The organism is Streptomyces termitum (assembly GCF_014650175.1).
Lineage (GTDB): Bacteria > Actinomycetota > Actinomycetes > Streptomycetales > Streptomycetaceae > Streptomyces > Streptomyces termitum.
In genome coordinates, this window is record NZ_BMUL01000002.1 from 400,096 (window position 1) to 418,790 (window position 18,695).

Annotated in this window: 15 protein-coding genes; 8 read left to right on the forward strand and 7 right to left on the reverse strand. The window is 73.9% G+C overall.

The genetic code is table 11. The annotated features are described in order from the left end of the window. The first annotated feature begins 80 nt into the window (after positions 1-80). Entirely contained in the window at positions 81-998 is a 918-nt protein-coding gene (locus IE219_RS05085; protein ID WP_189975294.1) for a sugar phosphate isomerase/epimerase family protein, read from the forward strand. A gap of 238 nt (positions 999-1,236) precedes the next feature. Next, positions 1,237-1,434 (forward strand): helix-turn-helix transcriptional regulator, encoded by a 198-nt coding sequence (locus IE219_RS05090; RefSeq protein ID WP_189975295.1) that lies wholly within the window; start codon positions 1,237-1,239, stop codon positions 1,432-1,434. 63 nt (positions 1,435-1,497) lie between these two features. Here the strand turns inward: IE219_RS05090 and IE219_RS05095 are convergent, their stop codons facing one another. Then, positions 1,498-3,807, reverse strand: a complete 2,310-nt coding sequence (locus IE219_RS05095) for an MMPL family transporter (RefSeq protein ID WP_189975296.1) — start codon at positions 3,805-3,807, stop codon at positions 1,498-1,500. Positions 3,808-3,972: 165 nt separating this feature from the next. Between IE219_RS05095 and IE219_RS05100 the strand changes: the two genes are divergently transcribed. Beyond that, entirely contained in the window at positions 3,973-4,638 is a 666-nt protein-coding gene (locus IE219_RS05100) for a TetR/AcrR family transcriptional regulator (protein ID WP_189975297.1), read from the forward strand. A gap of 104 nt (positions 4,639-4,742) precedes the next feature. Here the strand turns inward: IE219_RS05100 and IE219_RS05105 are convergent, their stop codons facing one another. After that, positions 4,743-5,996, reverse strand: coding sequence for a cation:proton antiporter (locus IE219_RS05105; protein WP_189975298.1), 1,254 nt, complete (start codon positions 5,994-5,996; stop codon positions 4,743-4,745). Between the two features lie 64 nt (positions 5,997-6,060). Between IE219_RS05105 and IE219_RS05110 the strand changes: the two genes are divergently transcribed. The 3 genes from IE219_RS05110 to IE219_RS05120 all read left to right on the forward strand — a co-directional run bounded on the left by IE219_RS05110 (position 6,061) and on the right by IE219_RS05120 (position 9,584). Beyond that, complete coding sequence (locus tag IE219_RS05110; protein ID WP_189975299.1) at positions 6,061-7,029, forward strand: PrsW family intramembrane metalloprotease; 969 nt, start codon at positions 6,061-6,063, stop codon at positions 7,027-7,029. A gap of 48 nt (positions 7,030-7,077) precedes the next feature. After that, entirely contained in the window at positions 7,078-7,302 is a 225-nt protein-coding gene (locus IE219_RS05115) for a heavy-metal-associated domain-containing protein (RefSeq protein WP_189975300.1), read from the forward strand. Between the two features lie 68 nt (positions 7,303-7,370). Further along, the gene (locus IE219_RS05120) at positions 7,371-9,584 is read left to right on the forward strand and encodes a heavy metal translocating P-type ATPase (protein ID WP_189975301.1); all 2,214 of its coding nucleotides are present in this window, start codon (positions 7,371-7,373) and stop codon (positions 9,582-9,584) included. 377 nt (positions 9,585-9,961) lie between these two features. Here IE219_RS05120 and IE219_RS05125 read toward each other — a convergent pair whose 3' ends face one another. After that, on the reverse strand, positions 9,962-11,251 hold the full coding sequence (locus tag IE219_RS05125; protein WP_189975302.1) for a citrate synthase: 1,290 nt from the start codon (positions 11,249-11,251) through the stop codon (positions 9,962-9,964). Positions 11,252-11,429: 178 nt separating this feature from the next. Next, positions 11,430-13,664, reverse strand: coding sequence for an SF1B family DNA helicase RecD2 (gene recD2 / locus IE219_RS05130; protein ID WP_189975303.1), 2,235 nt, complete (start codon positions 13,662-13,664; stop codon positions 11,430-11,432). Positions 13,665-13,776: 112 nt separating this feature from the next. On the opposite strand from recD2, the gene IE219_RS05135 reads away from it, so the two are divergent. Next, entirely contained in the window at positions 13,777-14,250 is a 474-nt protein-coding gene (locus IE219_RS05135) for a DUF937 domain-containing protein (RefSeq protein ID WP_189975304.1), read from the forward strand. A gap of 28 nt (positions 14,251-14,278) precedes the next feature. Here the strand turns inward: IE219_RS05135 and IE219_RS05140 are convergent, their stop codons facing one another. The 3 genes from IE219_RS05140 to IE219_RS05150 all read right to left on the reverse strand — a co-directional run bounded on the left by IE219_RS05140 (position 14,279) and on the right by IE219_RS05150 (position 17,482). Next, entirely contained in the window at positions 14,279-15,052 is a 774-nt protein-coding gene (locus tag IE219_RS05140) for a sugar phosphate isomerase/epimerase family protein (RefSeq protein ID WP_189975509.1), read from the reverse strand. A 26-nt stretch (positions 15,053-15,078) separates the two neighbouring features. After that, positions 15,079-16,236 carry a dihydrodipicolinate synthase family protein gene (locus tag IE219_RS05145; RefSeq protein ID WP_189975305.1) on the reverse strand — a complete coding sequence of 386 codons (1,158 nt, stop codon included), beginning with the start codon at positions 16,234-16,236 and terminating at the stop codon, positions 15,079-15,081. Between the two features lie 94 nt (positions 16,237-16,330). Beyond that, positions 16,331-17,482, reverse strand: coding sequence for a Gfo/Idh/MocA family protein (locus tag IE219_RS05150; protein ID WP_189975306.1), 1,152 nt, complete (start codon positions 17,480-17,482; stop codon positions 16,331-16,333). Between the two features lie 161 nt (positions 17,483-17,643). Between IE219_RS05150 and IE219_RS05155 the strand changes: the two genes are divergently transcribed. Further along, positions 17,644-18,690, forward strand: a complete 1,047-nt coding sequence (locus IE219_RS05155) for a LacI family DNA-binding transcriptional regulator (RefSeq protein WP_189975307.1) — start codon at positions 17,644-17,646, stop codon at positions 18,688-18,690. Positions 18,691-18,695 lie beyond the last annotated feature (5 nt).

The window sequence follows — 18,695 nt, forward strand, 5'->3', positions numbered from 1 at the left end:
CCGGCCCGGTCCCGGCCGGGTCCCCGGCGGGCCGGGACGGCGTCTTGACGCTGCTCCGGGGCCCGGTCAAGGTGGCTGGCATGACGAAGCCGCCGACGCCGCCGTCGTTGTCCCGCATCCGGGTCGGTTCCGCCCCGGACTCCTGGGGGGTGTGGTTCCCGGACGATCCCCGGCAGGTGCCGTGGCAGCGGTTCCTGGACGAGGTGGCGGGCTCCGGCTACGAGTGGATCGAGCTGGGTCCGTACGGCTACCTGCCGACCGATCCGGGGGTGCTCGCGGAGGAGACCGCCCGGCGCGGGCTGCGGGTCTCGGCGGGCACGGTCTTCACCGGGCTGCACCACGGGCCCGGCGTGTGGGAGCGGACCTGGGCGCACGTCGCGGAGAACGCGGCGCTGGCGCAGGCGATGGGCGCCCGGCACCTGGTGGTGATCCCGTCGTTCTGGCGGGACGACCGGACCGGCGAGGTGCTGGAGGACCGGGTGCTGTCGCCGGAGCGGTGGCGGCACCTGACGACGCTGACCGAGCGGCTGGGGCGGGAGGTGCGGGAGCGGTACGGGCTGCGGATCGTGGTGCATCCGCACGCGGACACCCACCTGGACGACGAGGAGAGCGTGACCCGCTTCCTGGACGCGACCGATCCGGAGGCGGTGGCGCTCTGTCTGGACACGGGGCACTACGCGTACGCGGGCGGGGACAGCGTCAAGCTGATCGAGACGTACGGGGAGCGGATCGGCTACCTCCATCTGAAGCAGGTGGACCCGGCGGTGCTGGCCGGGGTGCGGGCCGAGGGGCTGCCCTTCGGTCCGGCGGTGGCGCGGGGCGTGATGTGCGAGCCGCCGACGGGGGTGCCGGAGCTGGAGCCGGTGCTGGCCGCGGCGGCGGCGCTGGACGCGGAGCTGTTCGCCATCGTGGAGCAGGACATGTATCCGTGCCCGCCGGACGCCCCCTATCCGATCGCCCTGCGGACCCGCGGCTACCTGCGCTCCTGCGGGCTGTGACGCGCGGGACCCCGCCGGTGCGGCCGCGTGTCGCTTCCGTCATGGTGGCGCCTCGTTCGTCACGGATGTCTCCGTTACGCGGGTTCTGCGTCACAGGCCCGCGACAGGGCCTCCTCCCTCACCGACGGCGGCCGCTCGCCGGGACAGGCTCGTGAGCACCGACGCCATCGCCCGCAGCGCCCCCGAACGGCACCCCCGCCACCGCTGCGCGGCACGGGGCGTGAGGGAGGCACAGGCAATGTCGGACAGGAACCTCTGGTCGTACAAGGACATCGCGGCGCACATCCGGGTCCAGCCGGACACGGTCCGCTCCTACCGGAAGCACGGGCTGCTGCCGCCGCCGGACCGCGTCGAGTCGGGCAAGCCGTACTGGTACGCGGAGACGGTCCGGGCCTGGGTGGCGAGCCGCCCCGGGAACCGGGCCCGCCGCGACTGACCCGCTCCCGCTCCGCGTGCGGCGCCTCCCCTGGTCCCGGCCGGGGGCGGCGCCGCGCCGCGTTCAGCCCCGGGTGCCGGCGGGCTCCGGTATCTCCTCCGCCTCCTTCGGCGCCTCCGTCCCCTTCGGTCCGGGGGCGGCGGGGGCCGGGGCGTCCGACTCGCGGACGCCGAAGCGGTCGTGGAAGCGGCGCAGGGGCGCGGGGGCCCACCAGGTGAGGCGGCCGGTGAGGCGCATCACCGAGGGGACGAGGAGGCTGCGGACCACCATGGCGTCCATGACGACGGCGAGGGCGACGCCGAGGCCGAGCATCTTGGTGTTGGTGACCCGGGAGGTGCCGATGGCGACCATGACGACGGCGAGGATGACGGCGGCCGCGGTGATGAGGCCGCCGGTGCGGGCGAGGCCGAAGCGGACGGCGCCCTCGTGGTCGCCGGTGGCGTCGTACTCCTCCTTGATGCGGGAGAGCAGGAAGACGCCGTAGTCCATGGAGAGGCCGAAGGCGACGCAGAACATGAGGACCGGGAGGGTGGTCTCGATGTCTCCGGTGGCGGTGAAGCCGAGGAGCCCGGAGAGGTGTCCGTCCTGGAAGACCCAGACGACGGCGCCGAACATGGCGGTGAGGCTGAGGGCGTTGAGGACGACGGCCTGGAGGGGGATGAGGACGCTGCCGGTGAGCAGGAAGACCAGGAGCAGGGTGACGAGGACGATGATCCCCGCGGCCCAGGGCAGCCGGTCGGCTATGGCGTCCTTGCTGTCGGCGAGGACGGCGGCCTGGCCGGTGACGGAGGTCCGGAAGGGGGCGTCGGCGGAGCGGAGTTCCGCGACGGCCCGCTGGGCCCGCTCGCCGACGGCGGGGCCCTCGGGGGTCACGCTGTAGACGGCGTGGGCGGCGGCCCCGGTGCCGGAGACGAGGGGGCCGTCGACCCGGACGACGCCGTCGAGGGCGGCGATCCGGTCCCGGTAGGCGGCGTACTGGGCGGGGGTGGCGGAGCCCTGGGCGAGGACGGTGAGGCTGCCGCCGGGGTCGCCGGGGAAGTCCTGGCGCAGCTCCTCCTGGACGGTCCGGGAGGCGGCGGTGGTGGGCAGCTGGCGGTCGTCGGCGGTGCCGAAGTTGACGCCGAGGAAGGGCAGTCCGAGGAGGACGAGTCCCGCGGTGGTGAGGACGGCGAAGACCGGGGCGCGCCGCATGACCAGGCCGGCGGCCCGTGCCCAGCCGGCTCCGGCGGTGTCCTTCGCCGGGGTGCGGGTGCGGCGCAGGAGGCGGCGCAGGTCGAGGGCGTCCACCCGGTGGCCGAGGAGGACGAGGGCGGCGGGCAGGAGGGTGAGCGCGGCGGCCGCGGCGAGCAGGACGACGGCGATCCCCGCGTAGGCGAAGGAGCGCAGGAAGTACTGCGGGAAGACGAGCATGGCGGCGAGCGAGACGGCGACGGTGAGCGCGGAGAACAGCACGGTCCGGCCGGCGGTGCGCAGGGTGGTGCGGACGGCGGCGGAGGGTTCGGCTCCGGCCGCGAGCTCTTCGCGGTAGCGGCGGACGACGAACAGCGCGTAGTCGATGGCGAGGCCGAGGCCGAGCGCGGTGGTGAGGTTCTGCGCGAAGACGGAGACGTCGGTGAACTCGGTGAGGCCGCGGAGCACGGCGTTGGTGCCGAGGATGGCGACGATGCCGACGCCGAGCGGCAGCAGGGCGGCGACGGCGCTGCCGAAGACCATGACGAGCAGGACCAGGGTGAGGGGCAGGGCGATCAGCTCGGCCCGCAGCAGGTCCTCCTGGATGATCGTCTGCATCTCGTGGCGGACGGCGAGACCGCCGCCGAGGGTGACCTCGACGGGTCCGTGGGTGCCCCGGTAGGAGGGGGCGATCCGGTCGAGGACCTCGCCCGCCGCCTTCTCGTCGCCGGTGACGCGGGCGGCGACGAGGGCCCGGGTGCCGTCCTCGGAGCGGAGGGCGGGCGAGCCGGTGGCCCAGTAGGAGCCGACGCCCTCGACGCCGGGCTCGGCGGCGAGCCGCGCGGTGAGCCGGCGGGCCTCGGCGGCGGCGGCCGGGTCGTCGACGCCAGCCTTCCCCGCGTCGACGAGGAGCAGCAGGTTGGGCTGGGAGCCGGGGAACTCCCGCTCCAGCGCCCCGGTGGCGTAGGTGGACTCGGCGGCCGGGTCCTCCCAGCCGCCGCTGCCCATCCGCTCGGCGACCCCGTCGCCGGCGAGGACCGCGAGGGCGGTGAGGACGAGGGCGACGAGAAGGGTGAGCCGTGGCCGCGCGGTCACGAACCGCGTCCATCCCCCACCGCCGGAAGGCCCGGACGCTCTGGAGCCGCCACCGGACGGACCGGAGCCGCCGCCCCGCTCGGGGGTCTTCTTCTTGACTTCGGACATGACGCGGTGTCCCCTTCACCGTGGTCCCCGCTCTCGCTTCCCGGCAGGTCGCGGGGGCCGTCCATTGCCATAGACTGGCAAATACGAGTGATCGCTCGCACAATCCAAGAATGCGAGCGACCTCTCGTGTTTGTCAACGCGTATCGAGGAAGGCTGGGGACAGACATGTCCGAGGACCCGCGGCCGCGCCGCCGCCAGGCCCGCGGCGAACGCCGCATCTCCCAGCTGCTCCAGGCCGCCGCCGACGTGTTCTGCGCGAACGGCTACACCGCCGCCAGCACCAACGCGATCGCCCGCGAGGCCAAGGTCTCCCCGGGCACGCTCTACCAGTACTTCCCGAACAAGGAGGCCATCGCCATCGAGCTGGGCGGGCGCCTCATCCACCAGATGCGCGAGACCCACGGCCAGGTCTTCACCCCGGAGAACCTCTCCCTGCCGCTGCCCGAGCTGATCGACGCGGTCCTCGACCCGATGGTCGAGTTCAACTGCGCCAACCCCGCCTTCCTCGCCCTGATGCACGGCTCCGAGGTGCCCGGCCGGATCGCCGAGGAGCACGACGAGCTGCACGCCTCGCTGCTCTCCCAGGTCCGCGAGACGATCAGGGCGCAGGCCGTGCCCCCGCTGTCGCCCGAGGAGCTGGACCGGGTCGCGGACATGGCCTTCGCCGTCTTCAAGGGCGGGCTCGCGCTGATCGTCGCCGCCCCCGAGGGCCCCGTCCGGGACGCGGCCGTCGCCGAGCTGAAGAAGGTCATGCTCCGCTACCTGTCCCCGATCGTCGGCGGCGCCGGCCCCGGCACGGACCCCGCCGCCCCGGCCCCGGCCGCCCTCTGACCGGACGGCCCCGGCCCGGCCCCGGCCACCCTCCGGCCGGACGGACGGCCCCCTCGCGCCGAACCGGCCCCCACCACCCGGCCGGACGGCGGCCGGCCCCGGGCTCACCATGCCTCCGAAGGCCCCCCGACCGCCCCCGCGCCCGCACCCCCGTCGTCCCCCGATCCCGATCCCGATCCCGCCCCCTCCCGGTCCCGCCCCGCCCGGACCCGGAGCGCGAGCAGCGGGAAGACCAGGACCGAGGCCATTCCCGCGCCGACCAGGGCCGCCGCCTCGCCCGCTCCGAGGGCCCCGTCGTCCACGCCGATGGTGGTGATGGCGACGACGAGCGGGAGCGCGGTGGAGCCGTACAGGACGAGCGCGCCCCGGTCCCGGCGGTCGAGGTCGCGCGGGGCGAGGAACCAGACCGGCCCGCCGCGCACGACCAGGAACAGCAGCAGGAACAGCGGCAGGAGGAGGAGCGGCCGGCCGCCGGAGAGCAGCGAGTCCAGGTCGAACTCGATGCCGGTGACGACGAAGAAGACCGGCACCAGGAAGCCGAAGCCGACCCCTTCGACCTTCTCCAGGATCTCGGGCCCGGCCTCGGGCGCGGCCCCGGTGAGCACCAGCCGGGTGATGAGTCCGGCCGCGAAGGCGCCGAGGAGCACGTCGAGGCCGAGGGCGGTGGAGGCGCCGAGCATGAGGGCGAGCAGCAGGAAGACGAGGCGGACGGCGAACTGGCCGCTGGTGTGCAGGGTCTTGGCGATGACGGTGGCGAACCACGGCGGGCGGGGCCGCAGCGCCCAGAACACGGCGGCGGCGGTGAGCGCGGCGAAGACGGCGAGCAGCACGGTGGACTCGGCGGCGGAGCGCCCGCTGAGCAGCAGCGCCATGGCGATGATCGGCCCGAACTCGCCGACCGCGCCGAAGGCCATGACGACCGAGCCGAAGCGGCCGCGCAGCCCGCCGGAGTCCCGCAGCACGGGCAGGACGGTGCCGAGCGCGGTGCTGGTGAGGGCGACGCCGATGAAGACGCCGGTGGCGTAGCCGCCGCCGAGCAGGACGCCGGCGCCGAGGCCGAGGGCGAGCGCGGCCAGCCACGCCCACACCGAGCGCCGCAGGGTGTCGCCGCGGACCTTGCCGAACTCGATCTCGTACCCGGCCAGGAAGATGAGCATGGTGAGGCCGAGTTCCGAGAGGCCGTCGATCAGTTCGTCGGAGCGGGCCCAGTCGAGGACGTCGGGGCCGATGAGGATGCCGAGCAGGATCTCGAAGACGGCGAGCGGCACGGGGACCCGGCGCCCCACCCAATGGGCCAGCAGCGGCGCCAGGACGGCGATCGTCATGATCAGGACGAGGGTGATCCCCGAATGCGACATATCGGGTATCTACCATAAGCTCCGGTCAGACGCCCCGTCGGCGGAGGGACTTGGAGGCCCGCAGATGCACGAGTACCGGCCCGCGCCCCCGCCGCCCCCGCCCGCTCCCCCGCCGCCCGCGGAGGCCGGGCCGCGGCCGGGCCTGTGGAAGCGCTGCCTGGCGGGCGGCCTGGCGCTGTGGGCGCTGACCGCCGTGGTCACGTACGGCACCGCCAACACCACCCTGCTGCCCACCCTGATCCTGCTGGGCAGCTTCCTGGTCCCGGGGGTCTTCGTGCTGTGGGCGTACGAGCGGCACGGCCGCGACCTGGGCCTCCCGGTGCTCCTCGGCTGCTTCGTCACCGGCGGCATCCTGGGCGTCCTGGGCGCCTCGGTGATGGAGTACCACCTGCTCCACCCCTCGCTGTGGATGTTCGTCGGGGTGGGGCTGATCGAGGAGGCGGTGAAGCTCGTCGCCCTGATGTTCGTGGTCCGCCACCGGCCGTACCTGCGCGGCCGGCGGGCCGGTCTGGTGCTCGGCGGCACGGTCGGCTTCGGCTTCGCGGCCTTCGAGAGCGCCGGGTACGCCTTCAACGCGGCCGTCACCATGGACGGCATCGACCTGCGGGCCCTGCTGGAGACGGAGATCCTGCGCGGGCTGCTCGCCCCCTTCGGGCACGGCCTGTGGACGGCGATCGCGGGCGCGGTGCTGTTCTCCTTCCGCCGCCCCGACGGCCGCTTCCGGCTGACCGGCGCGGTGGTCGGCACCTATCTGGGGGTGGCGGCGCTGCACGCGCTCTGGGACTCGATGCACGGGATCGCGCTCTGGCTGGTGCTCCAGCTGACCACCACGAACCTGGACCGCTCGCTGTTCGCCCAGGGGTACATCCCGGAGCCGACCGACGCGCAGGAGCACCTCTTCACCCTCTTCTCGGTGGGCGGTCTGGTACTGGTGACACTGGTGGGACTGGCGTGGCTGAGATCGCTCTCCCGGCGCCCGCCGGACGCGGCCTCCCGACGCCCATCGGACACGACTGGATTTCATACCCCCTAGGGGTATAACCTCGACGGTGTACGACTCCGAACCGACGAGGAGGGCCCCATGGCCGCCGAGACGCAGACCGACACCACCACCGTCTACCAGGTCAAGGGCATGACCTGCGGCCACTGCGAGGGCGCCGTCTCCGGCGAGATCTCGGCCCTGCCCGGCGTCTCCTCGGTCACGGCCGTCGCCAAGACCGGCGAGGTCACCGTGGTCTCCGCCGCGCCGCTCGACCGCGAGGCCGTCGCCGCCGCCGTCGACGAGGCCGGCTACGAGCTGGTCTGACCCGCGACCCGTCCGAGCGGGGCCGTACCGTGGCCGGTACGGCCCCGCTCCCCTTTCTGGAACCGCACATGACCAGCACCGCCCCCGGCACCACCGTCACCGAGCTGACCATCGGCGGGATGACCTGCGCCTCCTGCGCGGCCCGCGTCGAGAAGAAGCTCAACCGGATGGACGGCGTCACCGCCACCGTCAACTACGCCACCGAGAAGGCCCGCGTCGAGCACGCCCCCGGCGTCGCCGTCGACGACCTGATCGCCACCGTGGTGAAGACCGGCTACACCGCCGAACCCCCCGCCCCGCCCGAGCCGGAGGCCCCCGGCCGGGACGCCGACCCGGAACTGACCGCCCTGCGCCGCCGGCTGCTCGTCTCCGCCGTCCTCGCCGCGCCCGTCGTCCTGCTCGCCATGGTCCCGGCCCTCCAGTTCGACAACTGGCAGTGGCTCTCCCTCACCCTCGCCTCCCCCGTCGTCGTCTGGGGCGGGCTGCCCTTCCACCGGGCCGCCTGGACCAACCTCCGGCACGGCGCCGCCACCATGGACACCCTCGTCTCGGTCGGCACCCTCGCCGCCTACGGCTGGTCGCTGTGGGCCCTCTTCCTCGGCGACGCCGGCACGCCCGGCATGCGGCACGGCTTCGACCTCACCGCGGACCGCGCCGACGGCTCCTCCGCGATCTACCTGGAGGTCGCCGCCGGGGTCGTCACCTTCCTCCTCCTCGGCCGCTACCTGGAGGCCCGCGCCAAGCGGCGGGCCGGGGCCGCGCTGCGCGCCCTGCTGGACCTCGGCGCCAAGGAGGTGAGCGTGGTGCGCGGCGGGACCGAGACCCGGGTGCCGGTGGACTCCCTGCGCGCCGGCGAGCTGTTCACGGTCCGCCCCGGGGAGAAGATCGCCACCGACGGCACCGTCACCGAGGGCTCCTCCGCCGTCGACGCCTCGATGCTCACCGGTGAGTCCCTGCCCGTCGACGTCGCCCCCGGCGACCCGGTCACCGGCGGCTGCCTCAACGTCTCGGGGCGGCTCACCGTGCGCGCCACCCGGGTCGGCGCCGAAACCCGGCTCGCCCGCATGGCCGAACTCGTCGAGCGGGCGCAGAGCGGCAAGGCCGAGGTGCAGCGGCTCGCCGACCAGGTCTCCGCCGTCTTCGTCCCGGTCGTCCTGGTCCTCGCCCTCGCCACCCTCGGCTTCTGGCTGGGCGCCGGCGCGGGCGCGACCGCCGCCTTCACCGCCGCGGTCGCCGTCCTGATCATCGCCTGCCCCTGCGCGCTTGGCCTGGCCACCCCGACGGCGCTGCTCGTCGGCACCGGGCGCGGCGCCCAGCTCGGCATCCTCATCAAGGGCCCCGAGGTCCTGGAGTCCACCCGGCGGATCGACACCGTCGTCCTCGACAAGACCGGCACCGTCACCACCGGCCGGATGGCCCTCACCGGCGTCCACCCGGCCCCCGGCACCGGCCCGGACGAGCTGCTGCGGCTCGCCGGGGGCCTGGAGCACCCCTCCGAGCACCCGGTGGCCCGGGCGGTGGCCGCGGGCGCCGCCGAGCGGCTCGGCGTCCCCGTCGACGCCCTGCCGGTCCCCAAGACCTTCGAGAACGTCCCCGGGCTCGGCGTGCGCGGCTCCGTGGACGGCCGGCTCGCGCTGGCAGGCCGGGCCGCCCTGCTGGCCGCCGAGGACGTCGAGGTGCCCGCCGGGACGGCGCCGGGGGCCGTGCTGGTCGCCTGGGACGGCGTCTTCCGCGGCTCCCTCACCGTCGCCGACGCGGTCAAGGACACCAGCGCCGAGGCGGTCGCCCGGCTGCGCGCCCTGGGGCTGCGGCCGGTGCTCCTGACCGGGGACCACCGGGCCGTCGCCGAGGCGGTCGCCGCCGAGGTCGGCATCGACGAGGTGATCGCCGGGGTGCTGCCGGAGGAGAAGGCTGCGGTGGTCCGGCGGCTGCGGGAGGAGGGCCGTACGGTCGCGATGGTCGGCGACGGGGTCAACGACGCCGCCGCGCTCGCCACCGCCGACCTGGGCCTGGCGATGGGCACCGGCACGGACGCGGCGATCGAGGCGGGCGACCTGACCCTGGTCCGGGGCGACCTGCGGACGGCCGCCGACGCGATCCGGCTCTCCCGGCGCACCCTGGGCACCATCAAGGGCAATCTGGCGTGGGCCTTCGGCTACAACGTCGCCGCCCTGCCACTCGCCGCCGCCGGACTGCTCAATCCGATGATCGCGGGCCTGACCATGGCGTTCTCGTCCGTGTTCGTGGTGACGAACAGCCTGCGACTGCGGCGGTTCCGTTGATTTCACCTACACGTGACGCACAAGTCCTTCACAAAGAGACCTAGATCACAGATATTGAGGGGTAACCATCTGGGCTGTTCGCGAGTCTAAGTGGGCGATGCCAGAACGTCTTGGGGGACGTTCGCTCGGGATGTCTTGGGGGACGTCCCGAACGGCAAGCGCGGCCGGGGCACGTGCAGCGGGGAGCTTTGAGCGGCCCTCCCGTACGTACCCCGGCAGACCGCGCACCGGACGCCCGGCCCGGATCCCGTGGGGGGAATCCGCACCGGGGATATGGGAAGCGCCCCGCTCGCCGACCCGTGGGGGGATCGGAGAGCGGGGCGCTTCTTCTTTTTTCCGCGTCCGGGCGGTGCCCAGCCGGTCTGTGCGGGACCGGCTCAGCGGGCCTCGACGGGCACGAAGTCGCGCAGGACCTCGCCCGTGTAGATCTGGCGCGGGCGGCCGATGCGGGAACCCGGCTCCTTGATCATCTCGTGCCACTGGGCGATCCAGCCCGGCAGGCGGCCGAGGGCGAAGAGGACCGTGAACATCTCGGTCGGGAAGCCCATCGCGCGGTAGATGAGACCCGTGTAGAAGTCCACGTTCGGGTAGAGGTTGCGCGAGACGAAGTACTCGTCGGAGAGCGCGTGCTCCTCCAGCTTGAGCGCGATGTCGAGCAGCGCGTCGTCCTTGCCGAGGGCCGAGAGGACGTCGTGCGCCGCCGCCTTGATGATCTTGGCGCGCGGGTCGAAGGACTTGTACACCCGGTGGCCGAAGCCCATCAGGCGGACGCCGTCCTCCTTGTTCTTCACCTTGCGGATGAAGGAGTCGACGTCGCCGCCGTTGGCCTGGATGCCCTCCAGCATCTCCAGGACGGACTGGTTGGCGCCGCCGTGCAGGGGGCCCCACAGCGCGGAGATGCCGGCCGAGATCGAGGCGAACATGTTCGCCTGCGAGGAGCCGACCAGGCGCACGGTGGAGGTCGAACAGTTCTGCTCGTGGTCCGCGTGCAGGATGAGCAGCTTGTCCAGCGCCGAGACGACGACCGGGTCGAGGTCGTACTCCTGGGCCGGGACGGAGAACGTCATCCGCAGGAAGTTCTCGACGTAGCCGAGGTCGTTGCGCGGGTAGACGAACGGGTGGCCGATCGACTTCTTGTACGCGTACGCCGCGATCGTCGGCAGCTTGGCGAGCAGCCGGATCGTCGACAGGTGGCGCTGCGTCTCGTCGAACGGGTTGTGGCTGTCCTGGTAGAAGGTGGACAGCGCGGACACCACGGAGGACAGCATCGCCATCGGGTGGGCGTCCCGCGGGAAGCCGCGGAAGAAGTTCTTGACGTCCTCGTGGACCAGCGTGTGCTGGGTGATCTCGTTCTTGAAGGTCGACAGCTCGTCGACCTTCGGAAGCTCGCCGTTGATCAGCAGGTACGCCACCTCAAGGAAGGTGGAGCGCTCGGCCAGCTGCTCGATGGGGTAGCCGCGGTACCGCAGGATCCCCTGCTCGCCATCGAGGTAGGTGATCGCGGATTTATAGGCGGCGGTGTTGCCGTAGCCGCTGTCCAGGGTGACCAGCCCGGTCTGGGCTCGCAGCTTCCCGATGTCGAAGCCCTGGTCGCCGACGGTGCTCTCGACCACCGGGTAGGTGTATTCGCCGCCCGCGTGCCGCAGTACTACAGAGTTGTCGCTCACGTCATCCCTCACCGACGTAGTGCCTCTTCTTCGAGGTGCCCTGACTGTCTCTACCATCCCTCACTTGGCTCAGGAGAGTGCACTCGGGGTCGCCATTGGGCCAATCGGCGGCACTGAGTGCCGCCAACCTGCTCATCCTGCCCCCTTCGCCCCGGTTCCGGAAGTCCCTCGTGATCTTTCACACGAGGGCACCCTCTGTCAGCCGGTGGGCCAGTGCGGTAAAGCGCCGGCCCGCCGAGACCGTGCGCACCGCCTGGGCGATGGCCCGGCGCGACCCGACCAGGACCACGAGCTTCCGGGCCCGGGTCACGGCCGTGTAGAGAAGATTGCGCTGGAGCATCATCCACGCACTCATCGTCACCGGGATCACCACCGCCGGATACTCACTGCCCTGCGAACGGTGGATGGTGACCGCGTACGCGTGCGACAGCTCGTCCAGCTCGTCGAAGCCGTACGGCACCTCCTCGTCCTCGTCCGTGCGGACCGTCAGCCGCTGCTCCACCGGGTCCAGGGCCGTCACCACCCCGACCGTGCCGTTGAAGACCCCGTTCTCGCCCTTCTCGTAGTTGTTGCGGATCTGGGTCACCTTGTCCCCCACCCGGAAGACCCGGCCGCCGAACCGCTTCTCCGGAAGGTCCGGGCGGGCCGGGGTGATCGCCTGCTGGAGCAGGCCGTTCAGCGTGCCCGCGCCCGCCGGGCCCCGGTGCATCGGGGCGAGGACCTGCACGTCGCGGCGGGGATCGAGGCCGAACTTGGCCGGGATCCGCCGGGCCGCCACCTCGACCGCGACCCGCGCCGCGTCCTCCGTCTCCTCCTCCGCGAAGAGGAAGAAGTCCGGCAGCCCCCGGGTCCGGGGCGGGGTTCCCGCGTTGATCAGGTGCGCGTTGGTGACCACGCCCGACTCCTGGGCCTGACGGAAGATCCGGGTCAGCCGGACCGCAGGGACCGGGCTGCCGGGGGCCAGGAGGTCCCCCAGCACCTCCCCCGCCCCCACCGACGGCAACTGGTCCACATCGCCCACCAGGAGCAGGTGCGCCCCCGGCGCCACCGCCTTCACCAGCTTGTTCGCGAGCAGCAGGTCCAGCATGGACGCCTCGTCCACCACCACGAGATCCGCGTCGAGCGGCCGGTCCCGGTCGTAGGCCGCGTCGCCGCCCGGCTTCAGCTCCAGCAGCCGGTGCACGGTGGACGCCTCCGCGCCGGTCAGCTCCGCCAGCCGCTTCGCCGCCCGGCCGGTCGGCGCCGCGAGCACCACCTTCGCCTTCTTCGCGCGGGCCAGCTCCACCACGGACCGGACCGTGAAGGACTTGCCGCAGCCGGGCCCGCCGGTGAGCACCGCCACCTTCTCCGTCAGGGCCAGCCGCACCGCCTGCTCCTGCTCGGGCGCGAGCGTCGCCCCGGTCCGCTCCGCCAGCCAGGCCAGCGCCCGCTCCCAGGCCACGTCCCGGAAGGCCGGCATCCGGTCCTCCGGGGTGCGCAGCAGCCGCCGCAGCTGACCGGCGAGCGACAGCTCGGCCCGGTGGAAGGGGATCAGGTAGACGGCGGTGACCGGCTCCCCCTCCGGCCCCGGGACCGTCTCCCGCACCACCCCCTCCGGATCGGCGGCCAGCTCCCCCAGGCAGTCGATGACGAGCCCGGTGTCCACCTGGAGCAGCTTCACCGCGTCGGCGATCAGCCGCTCCTCGGGCAGGAAGCAGTGCCCCTGGTCGGCGGACTGGGACAGGGCGTACTGGAGGCCGGCCTTCACCCGGTCGGGGCTGTCGTGCGGGATGCCGACGGACCGCGCGATCCGGTCGGCGGTGAGGAAGCCGATGCCCCAGACGTCGGAGGCCAGCCGGTAGGGCTGGTTGCGCACCACGGAGATCGACGCGTCGCCGTACTCCTTGTAGATCCGCACGGCGATGGAGGTGCTCACCCCCACCTCCTGGAGGAAGACCATCACCTCCTTGATCGCCTTCTGCTCCTCCCAGGCGGCGGTGATCCGCTTCGTCCGCTTCGGCCCGAGACCGGGCACCTCGACGAGGCGGCCGGGCGCCTCGTCCAGGATGTCGAGGGTCTCCAGGCCGAAGTGGGTGGTGATGCGGTCGGCGAAGACCGGCCCGATGCCCTTGATCAGGCCGGAGCCGAGATAGCGGCGGATGCCCTGGATCGTGGCGGGCAGCACCGTCGTGTAGTTGTCGACCTGGAACTGCCGCCCGTACTGCGGGTGCGAGCCCCAGCGCCCCTCCATCCGCAGCGACTCCCCCGGCTGCGCGCCCAGCAGCGCGCCCACGACGGTGAGCAGCTCCCCGGCCCCCCGCCCGGTGTCGACCCGGGCGACCGTGTAGCCGCTCTCCTCGTTGGCGTACGTGATCCGCTCCAGGACCCCCTCGACGACGGCGGGACGGTGCGGCGGCTGGCCCTCGTTGGACATGGACCGACCGTAGCGAAGACCACCGACAGGGCGGGCGGGGTCCGTGGACGAGCACTTCCGGAAGGGGCGGTCCGGGATGCCGGGGACCGGGAGGGAACGTAGCGTTCCGGGCATGAGCGAACCTCGTGATCCCCTGCGGGACGACGTGCTGGCCGAGCTCGGTGAGGAACGGCTCGGGGAGCTCGCCTCGGCCGCCGGAACCGATCCGGCGGGGGCCCGGGCCCTCGTCGGCGACTCCGTCGCGGCGCTGTCGGACGGGCTGCGGCGGGCCGCCGCCGAACCGGAGAGCGCGGGCGAGGTCCGGGCCGCCGTCGACGAGGCCGCCGAGGCCGGGCCGCCGCTCCGGGGCGTCGCGGCCTTCGGCGGCTTCGCCGCGGGGGGCCTGCTGGCGGGCGTCCTGGCCAAGGCCGCGCGCCCGGCGGCCCGCGCGGTCGCCAAGCGCACGGGCCTCCCTCCGGCCACCGCCGACCGCGCGGTGGACCTGCTGCTCCCGGTCGTGCTCGCGGTCCTCACGAAGCGCGCCGCCGCGAAGGGGAAGGGCGGCGGCCTCGGGGACCTGCTGGACGGCGACGGCGGGAAGAAGTAGCTTCCTCCGTTTCGCCGCGCGGGACGGTTCAGACCGCCCGGTAGGCGGCCACCGTCTCCTCCAGGACCGCCGCGCCGTCCCGCGCCCACAGGGCCGCGTTGAAGAGCTCGACCTCCACCGGGCCCGTGTAGCCAGCCCGGTCCAGGAGGGCCGCCCAGGCGGGGAGGTCGATGACGCCGGTGCCGAGCTGGGCCCGGCCCTCCAGGACGCCCTCCGGGAGGGGGGTGGCCCAGTCGGCGAGCTGGAAGGAGTGGATGCGGCCCCGCGCGCCCGCGCGCTCCACCGCCGCCGGGGCGTTCTCGTCCCACCACAGGTGGTACGTGTCGACGGTGACGCCGACCTGTTCCGCCGGGTGCCGCTCGGCGATGGCCAGCGCCTGGTCCAGGGTGGAGATCACGCAGCGGTCGGAGGCGTACATCGGATGGAGGGGTTCGATGGCGAGGCGGATCCCGCGCGCGCCCGCGTAGGGGGCGAGCCGGCCGATCGCGTCGGCGACGCGCGCGCGGGCGCCGGGCAGGTCGCGGCTGCCCGGCGGCAGCCCGCCGGAGACCAGGACCAGGGTGTCGGTGCCGAGCGCCGCCGCCTCGTCGATCGCCGCGCGGTTGTCGTCCTCCCAGTCGTCGGCGGTGAAGAAGCCGCCCCGGCAGAGGGTGGTGACGGCCAGGCCCGCGTCCCGCACCAGCGCGGCCGCCGCCTCGATCCCGTACGCCCTGACGGGGTCGCGCCACAGGCCGACGCCGGGGACGCCGAGGCGGACGCAGTGCTTCACCAGCTCCGGCAGGGACAGCTGCTTCACGGTCATCTGGTTGACGCTGAGCCGGTCGGGGTTCACCGGGGCACTCCGTGGACGGTGAGGAGGGCGCGCATCCGGGCCTCCGCGCGGGCGGGGTCGGGGAAGAGGCCGAGGCCGTCGGCGAGTTCGTAGGCGCGGGCCAGGTGCGGGAGGGAGCGGGCGGAGTGGAGGCCGCCGACCATGGTGAAGTGCTCCTGGTGGCCGGCGAGCCAGGCGAGGAGCACCACCCCGGTCTTGTAGTAGCGGGTCGGCGGTTCGAAGAGGTGCCGGGCGAGCGGCACGGTGGGGTCGAGGAGCGCGCGGAAGCCGGCCGTGTCGCCGGTGTCCAGGACCCGCACGGCCCGCGCCGCGAGCGGGCCGAGCGGGTCGAGGACGCCGAGCAGGGCGTGGCTGAAGCCCTGTTCGTCGCCCGCGATCAGCTCCGGGTAGTGGAAGTCGTCGCCGGTGTAGCAGCGGACGCCGTCGGGGAGGCGGCGGCGGAGCGCGACCTCGCGGCCGGCGTCCAGGAGGGAGATCTTGACGCCGTCGACCTTGTCGGGGTGGGCGGCGATGACGTCGAGGAAGGTCTCGGTGGCCGCGTCGAGGTCGGCGGAGCCCCAGTACCCCTCCAGGGCCGGGTCGAACATCGGGCCGAGCCAGTGCAGGACCACCGGTTCGGCGGCCTGGCGCAGCAGGTGGCCGTAGAGGTCGAGGTAGTCCTCGGGGCCGGTCGCGGCGGCGGCGAGGGCCCGGGAGGCCATGAGGACCGGCTGCGCGCCCGCCGCCTCGACGACGGCGAGCTGCTCCTCGTAGGCGGCGCGGATCTCCGGCAGGGTGCCGGCCGCGAGCTGGTCGGTGCCGGCCCCGCAGGCGATCCGGCCGCCGACGGCCCTCGCCTCGGCGCCGGAGCGGCGGATCAGTTCGGCCGCGCCGCCCCAGTCGAGGCCCATGCCGCGCTGGGCGGTGTCCATGGCCTCCGCGACGCCGAGCCCGTGGGACCACAGGTGGTGCCGGAAGGCGAGGGTGGCGTCCCAGTCGACGGCGGCGGGCCCGTCGGGCGTGGTCCCGGCGTACGGGTCGGCGACGACGTGCGCGGCGGCGAGGACGGTACGGGAGGCGAGCGCGGCGGCGCCGGGCGCGGCGGGCGCGAGGGGTTCGGTGCGGGGGCGGTACGCGCGCGTGCCGCCCCCGGGGAGGGGCAGGCGGAGGGTCACGGGGTCGGCTCCGGAGGGTCGAGGGGGCGGGGCGGCGAAGGCGGGGGCGGGGCGGCGGGGGCGGGCGGAATCCCGCCGCCCGCCGGAGCGGGTGTCACAGGGTCACCTCCGGGACGTCCAGGCGGCGGCCCTCGGCGGCGGAGCGGAGGCCCAGTTCGGCGAGCTGGACGCCCCGGGCGCCGGCCAGGAGGTCCCAGTGGTAGGGCTCGTCGAGGACGACGTGGCGGAGGAAGAGTTCCCACTGGGCCTTGAAGCCGTTGTCGAACTCGGTGTTGTCGGGGACCTCCTGCCACTGGTCGCGGAAGGGGTGGGTGACGGGCAGGTCGGGGTTCCAGACCGGCTTGGGGGTGGCCGAGCGGTGCTGGACGCGGCAGTCGCGCAGGCCGGCGACGGCGGAGCCCTCGGTGCCGTCGACCTGGAACTCGACGAGTTCGTCGCGGTGGACGCGGACCGCCCAGGAGGAGTTGATCTGGGCGACGGCGCCGCCCTCCAGCCGGAAGACGCCGTACGCCGCGTCGTCGGCGGTCGCCTCGTACGCCTCGCCCCGCTCGTCCCAGCGGCGCGGCACGTGGGTGGCGACCTCGGCGGAGACGGAGGTGACCCGGCCGAAGAGCTCGTGGAGCACGTACTCCCAGTGGGGGAACATGTCGACGACGATGCCGCCGCCGTCCTCGGCGCGGTAGTTCCAGCTGGGGCGCTGGGCCTCCTGCCAGTCGCCCTCGAAGACCCAGTAGCCGAACTCGCCGCGCACGGAGAGGATCTCGCCGAAGAAGCCGCCGTCGATCAGCCGCTTGAGCTTGCGCAGTCCGGGGAGGAAGAGCTTGTCCTGGACGACGCCGTGCTTGACGCCCTTCCCGGTGGCGAGGCGGGCGAGCGCGAGGGCGCCGGCGAAGTCGGCGGCGGTGGGCTTCTCGGTGTAGACGTGCTTGCCCGCGTGGACCGCCTTGGTGAGGGCGTCGGCGCGGGCGGAGGTGACCTGGGCGTCGAAGTAGATCTCGATCGAGTCGTCGGCGAGGACGGCGTCGAGGTCGGTGGACCACTCGGTCAGGCCGTGCCGCTCGGCGAGGGCGCGCAGGGCGTGCTCGCGGCGGCCGACGAGGACGGGTTCGGGCCACAGGACGTCGCCGTTCCCGAGGTCGAGGCCGCCCTGGTCGCGCAGGGCGAGGATCGAGCGGACGAGGTGCTGGCGGTGGCCCATCCGTCCGGTGACGCCGTTCATGGCGATGCGGACCGTCCTGCGTGTCATGGCGTGTTCCCCTTTCCCGGGCAGGCGCGTGCTCTCGGCCATCCGGGATAGAAAGCGCTTTCTGTCGGCGATGACGCTAGCCTGCCGACAACACGCCGGACAAGGGCCCGCCCCTTCCGGACCCCCCATGACACGCACGCTCCGCCGGAGGTACGCACGCGATGACCGTCACCCTGGCGGACGTGGCCGCCCGCGCCCGGGTCTCCCCCGCCACCGTCTCCCGCGTCCTGAACGGCAACTACCCGGTCGCCGCCGCCACCCGCGAGCGGGTCCTGCGGGCCGTCGAGGAGCTCGACTACGTCCTGAACGGGACCGCCAGCTCCCTCGCCGCCGCCACCTCCGACCTGGTCGGCGTCCTGGTCCACGACATCGCCGACCCCTTCTTCGGGATCATGGCGAGCGCCGCGCAGCACGCGATCGGGGAGGGCGGCAGCGGCCGGGCGGGCGGCGAGAAGCTCGCCGTCGTCTGCAACACCGGCGGCTCCCCCGAGCGGGAGCTGACCTACCTCACGCTGCTCCAGCGGCAGCGGGCCGCCGCCGTGATCCTCATGGGCGGCGGTCTGGAGGACCCCGTCCACCTCGACGCGACCGCCGCCAAGCTGGCCCGGATGGCCGAGGCGGGGACCCGGGTCGTGCTGTGCGGACGGCCGCCGGTGCCCGGCGACGCGCACACGGCGGCGCTCGTCTTCGACAACCGCACCGGAGGCCGGCTGCTCGCCGAGCACCTGCTCGGCCTCGGCCACCGGCGGATCGGTTACGCCGCCGGGCCCGCCGACCGCACCACCACCCGGCACCGCCTGGACGGCCACCGGCAGGCCCTCGCGGCGGCGGGCGTCCCCGAGGGGCCGACCACGCACGGCCCCTACGACCGGGTCTCCGGCCACGCGGCCGTCGCCGAACTCTTCGCCCGCGACCCGGACCTGACGGCGATCGTCGCCGCCAACGACACGGTCGCCCTCGGTGTCTGCGCGGCCCTGCGGGAGCGCGGTCTGACGATCCCGGGGGACGTCTCCGTCGCCGGCTTCGACGACCTGCCCTTCTCCGTGGACGCGGTCCCCGCCCTGACCACCGTCCACCTGCCGCTGCACGGGTCGGGCACCCGCGCGGGCCGGCTGGCGATGGGCACGGAGGAGCCGCCGGCGGACGGCACGGTGCCCGTCCCGTGCACCCTGGTGGTCCGCGACTCGACGGCGCCGCCCCGCGCCTGACCGGC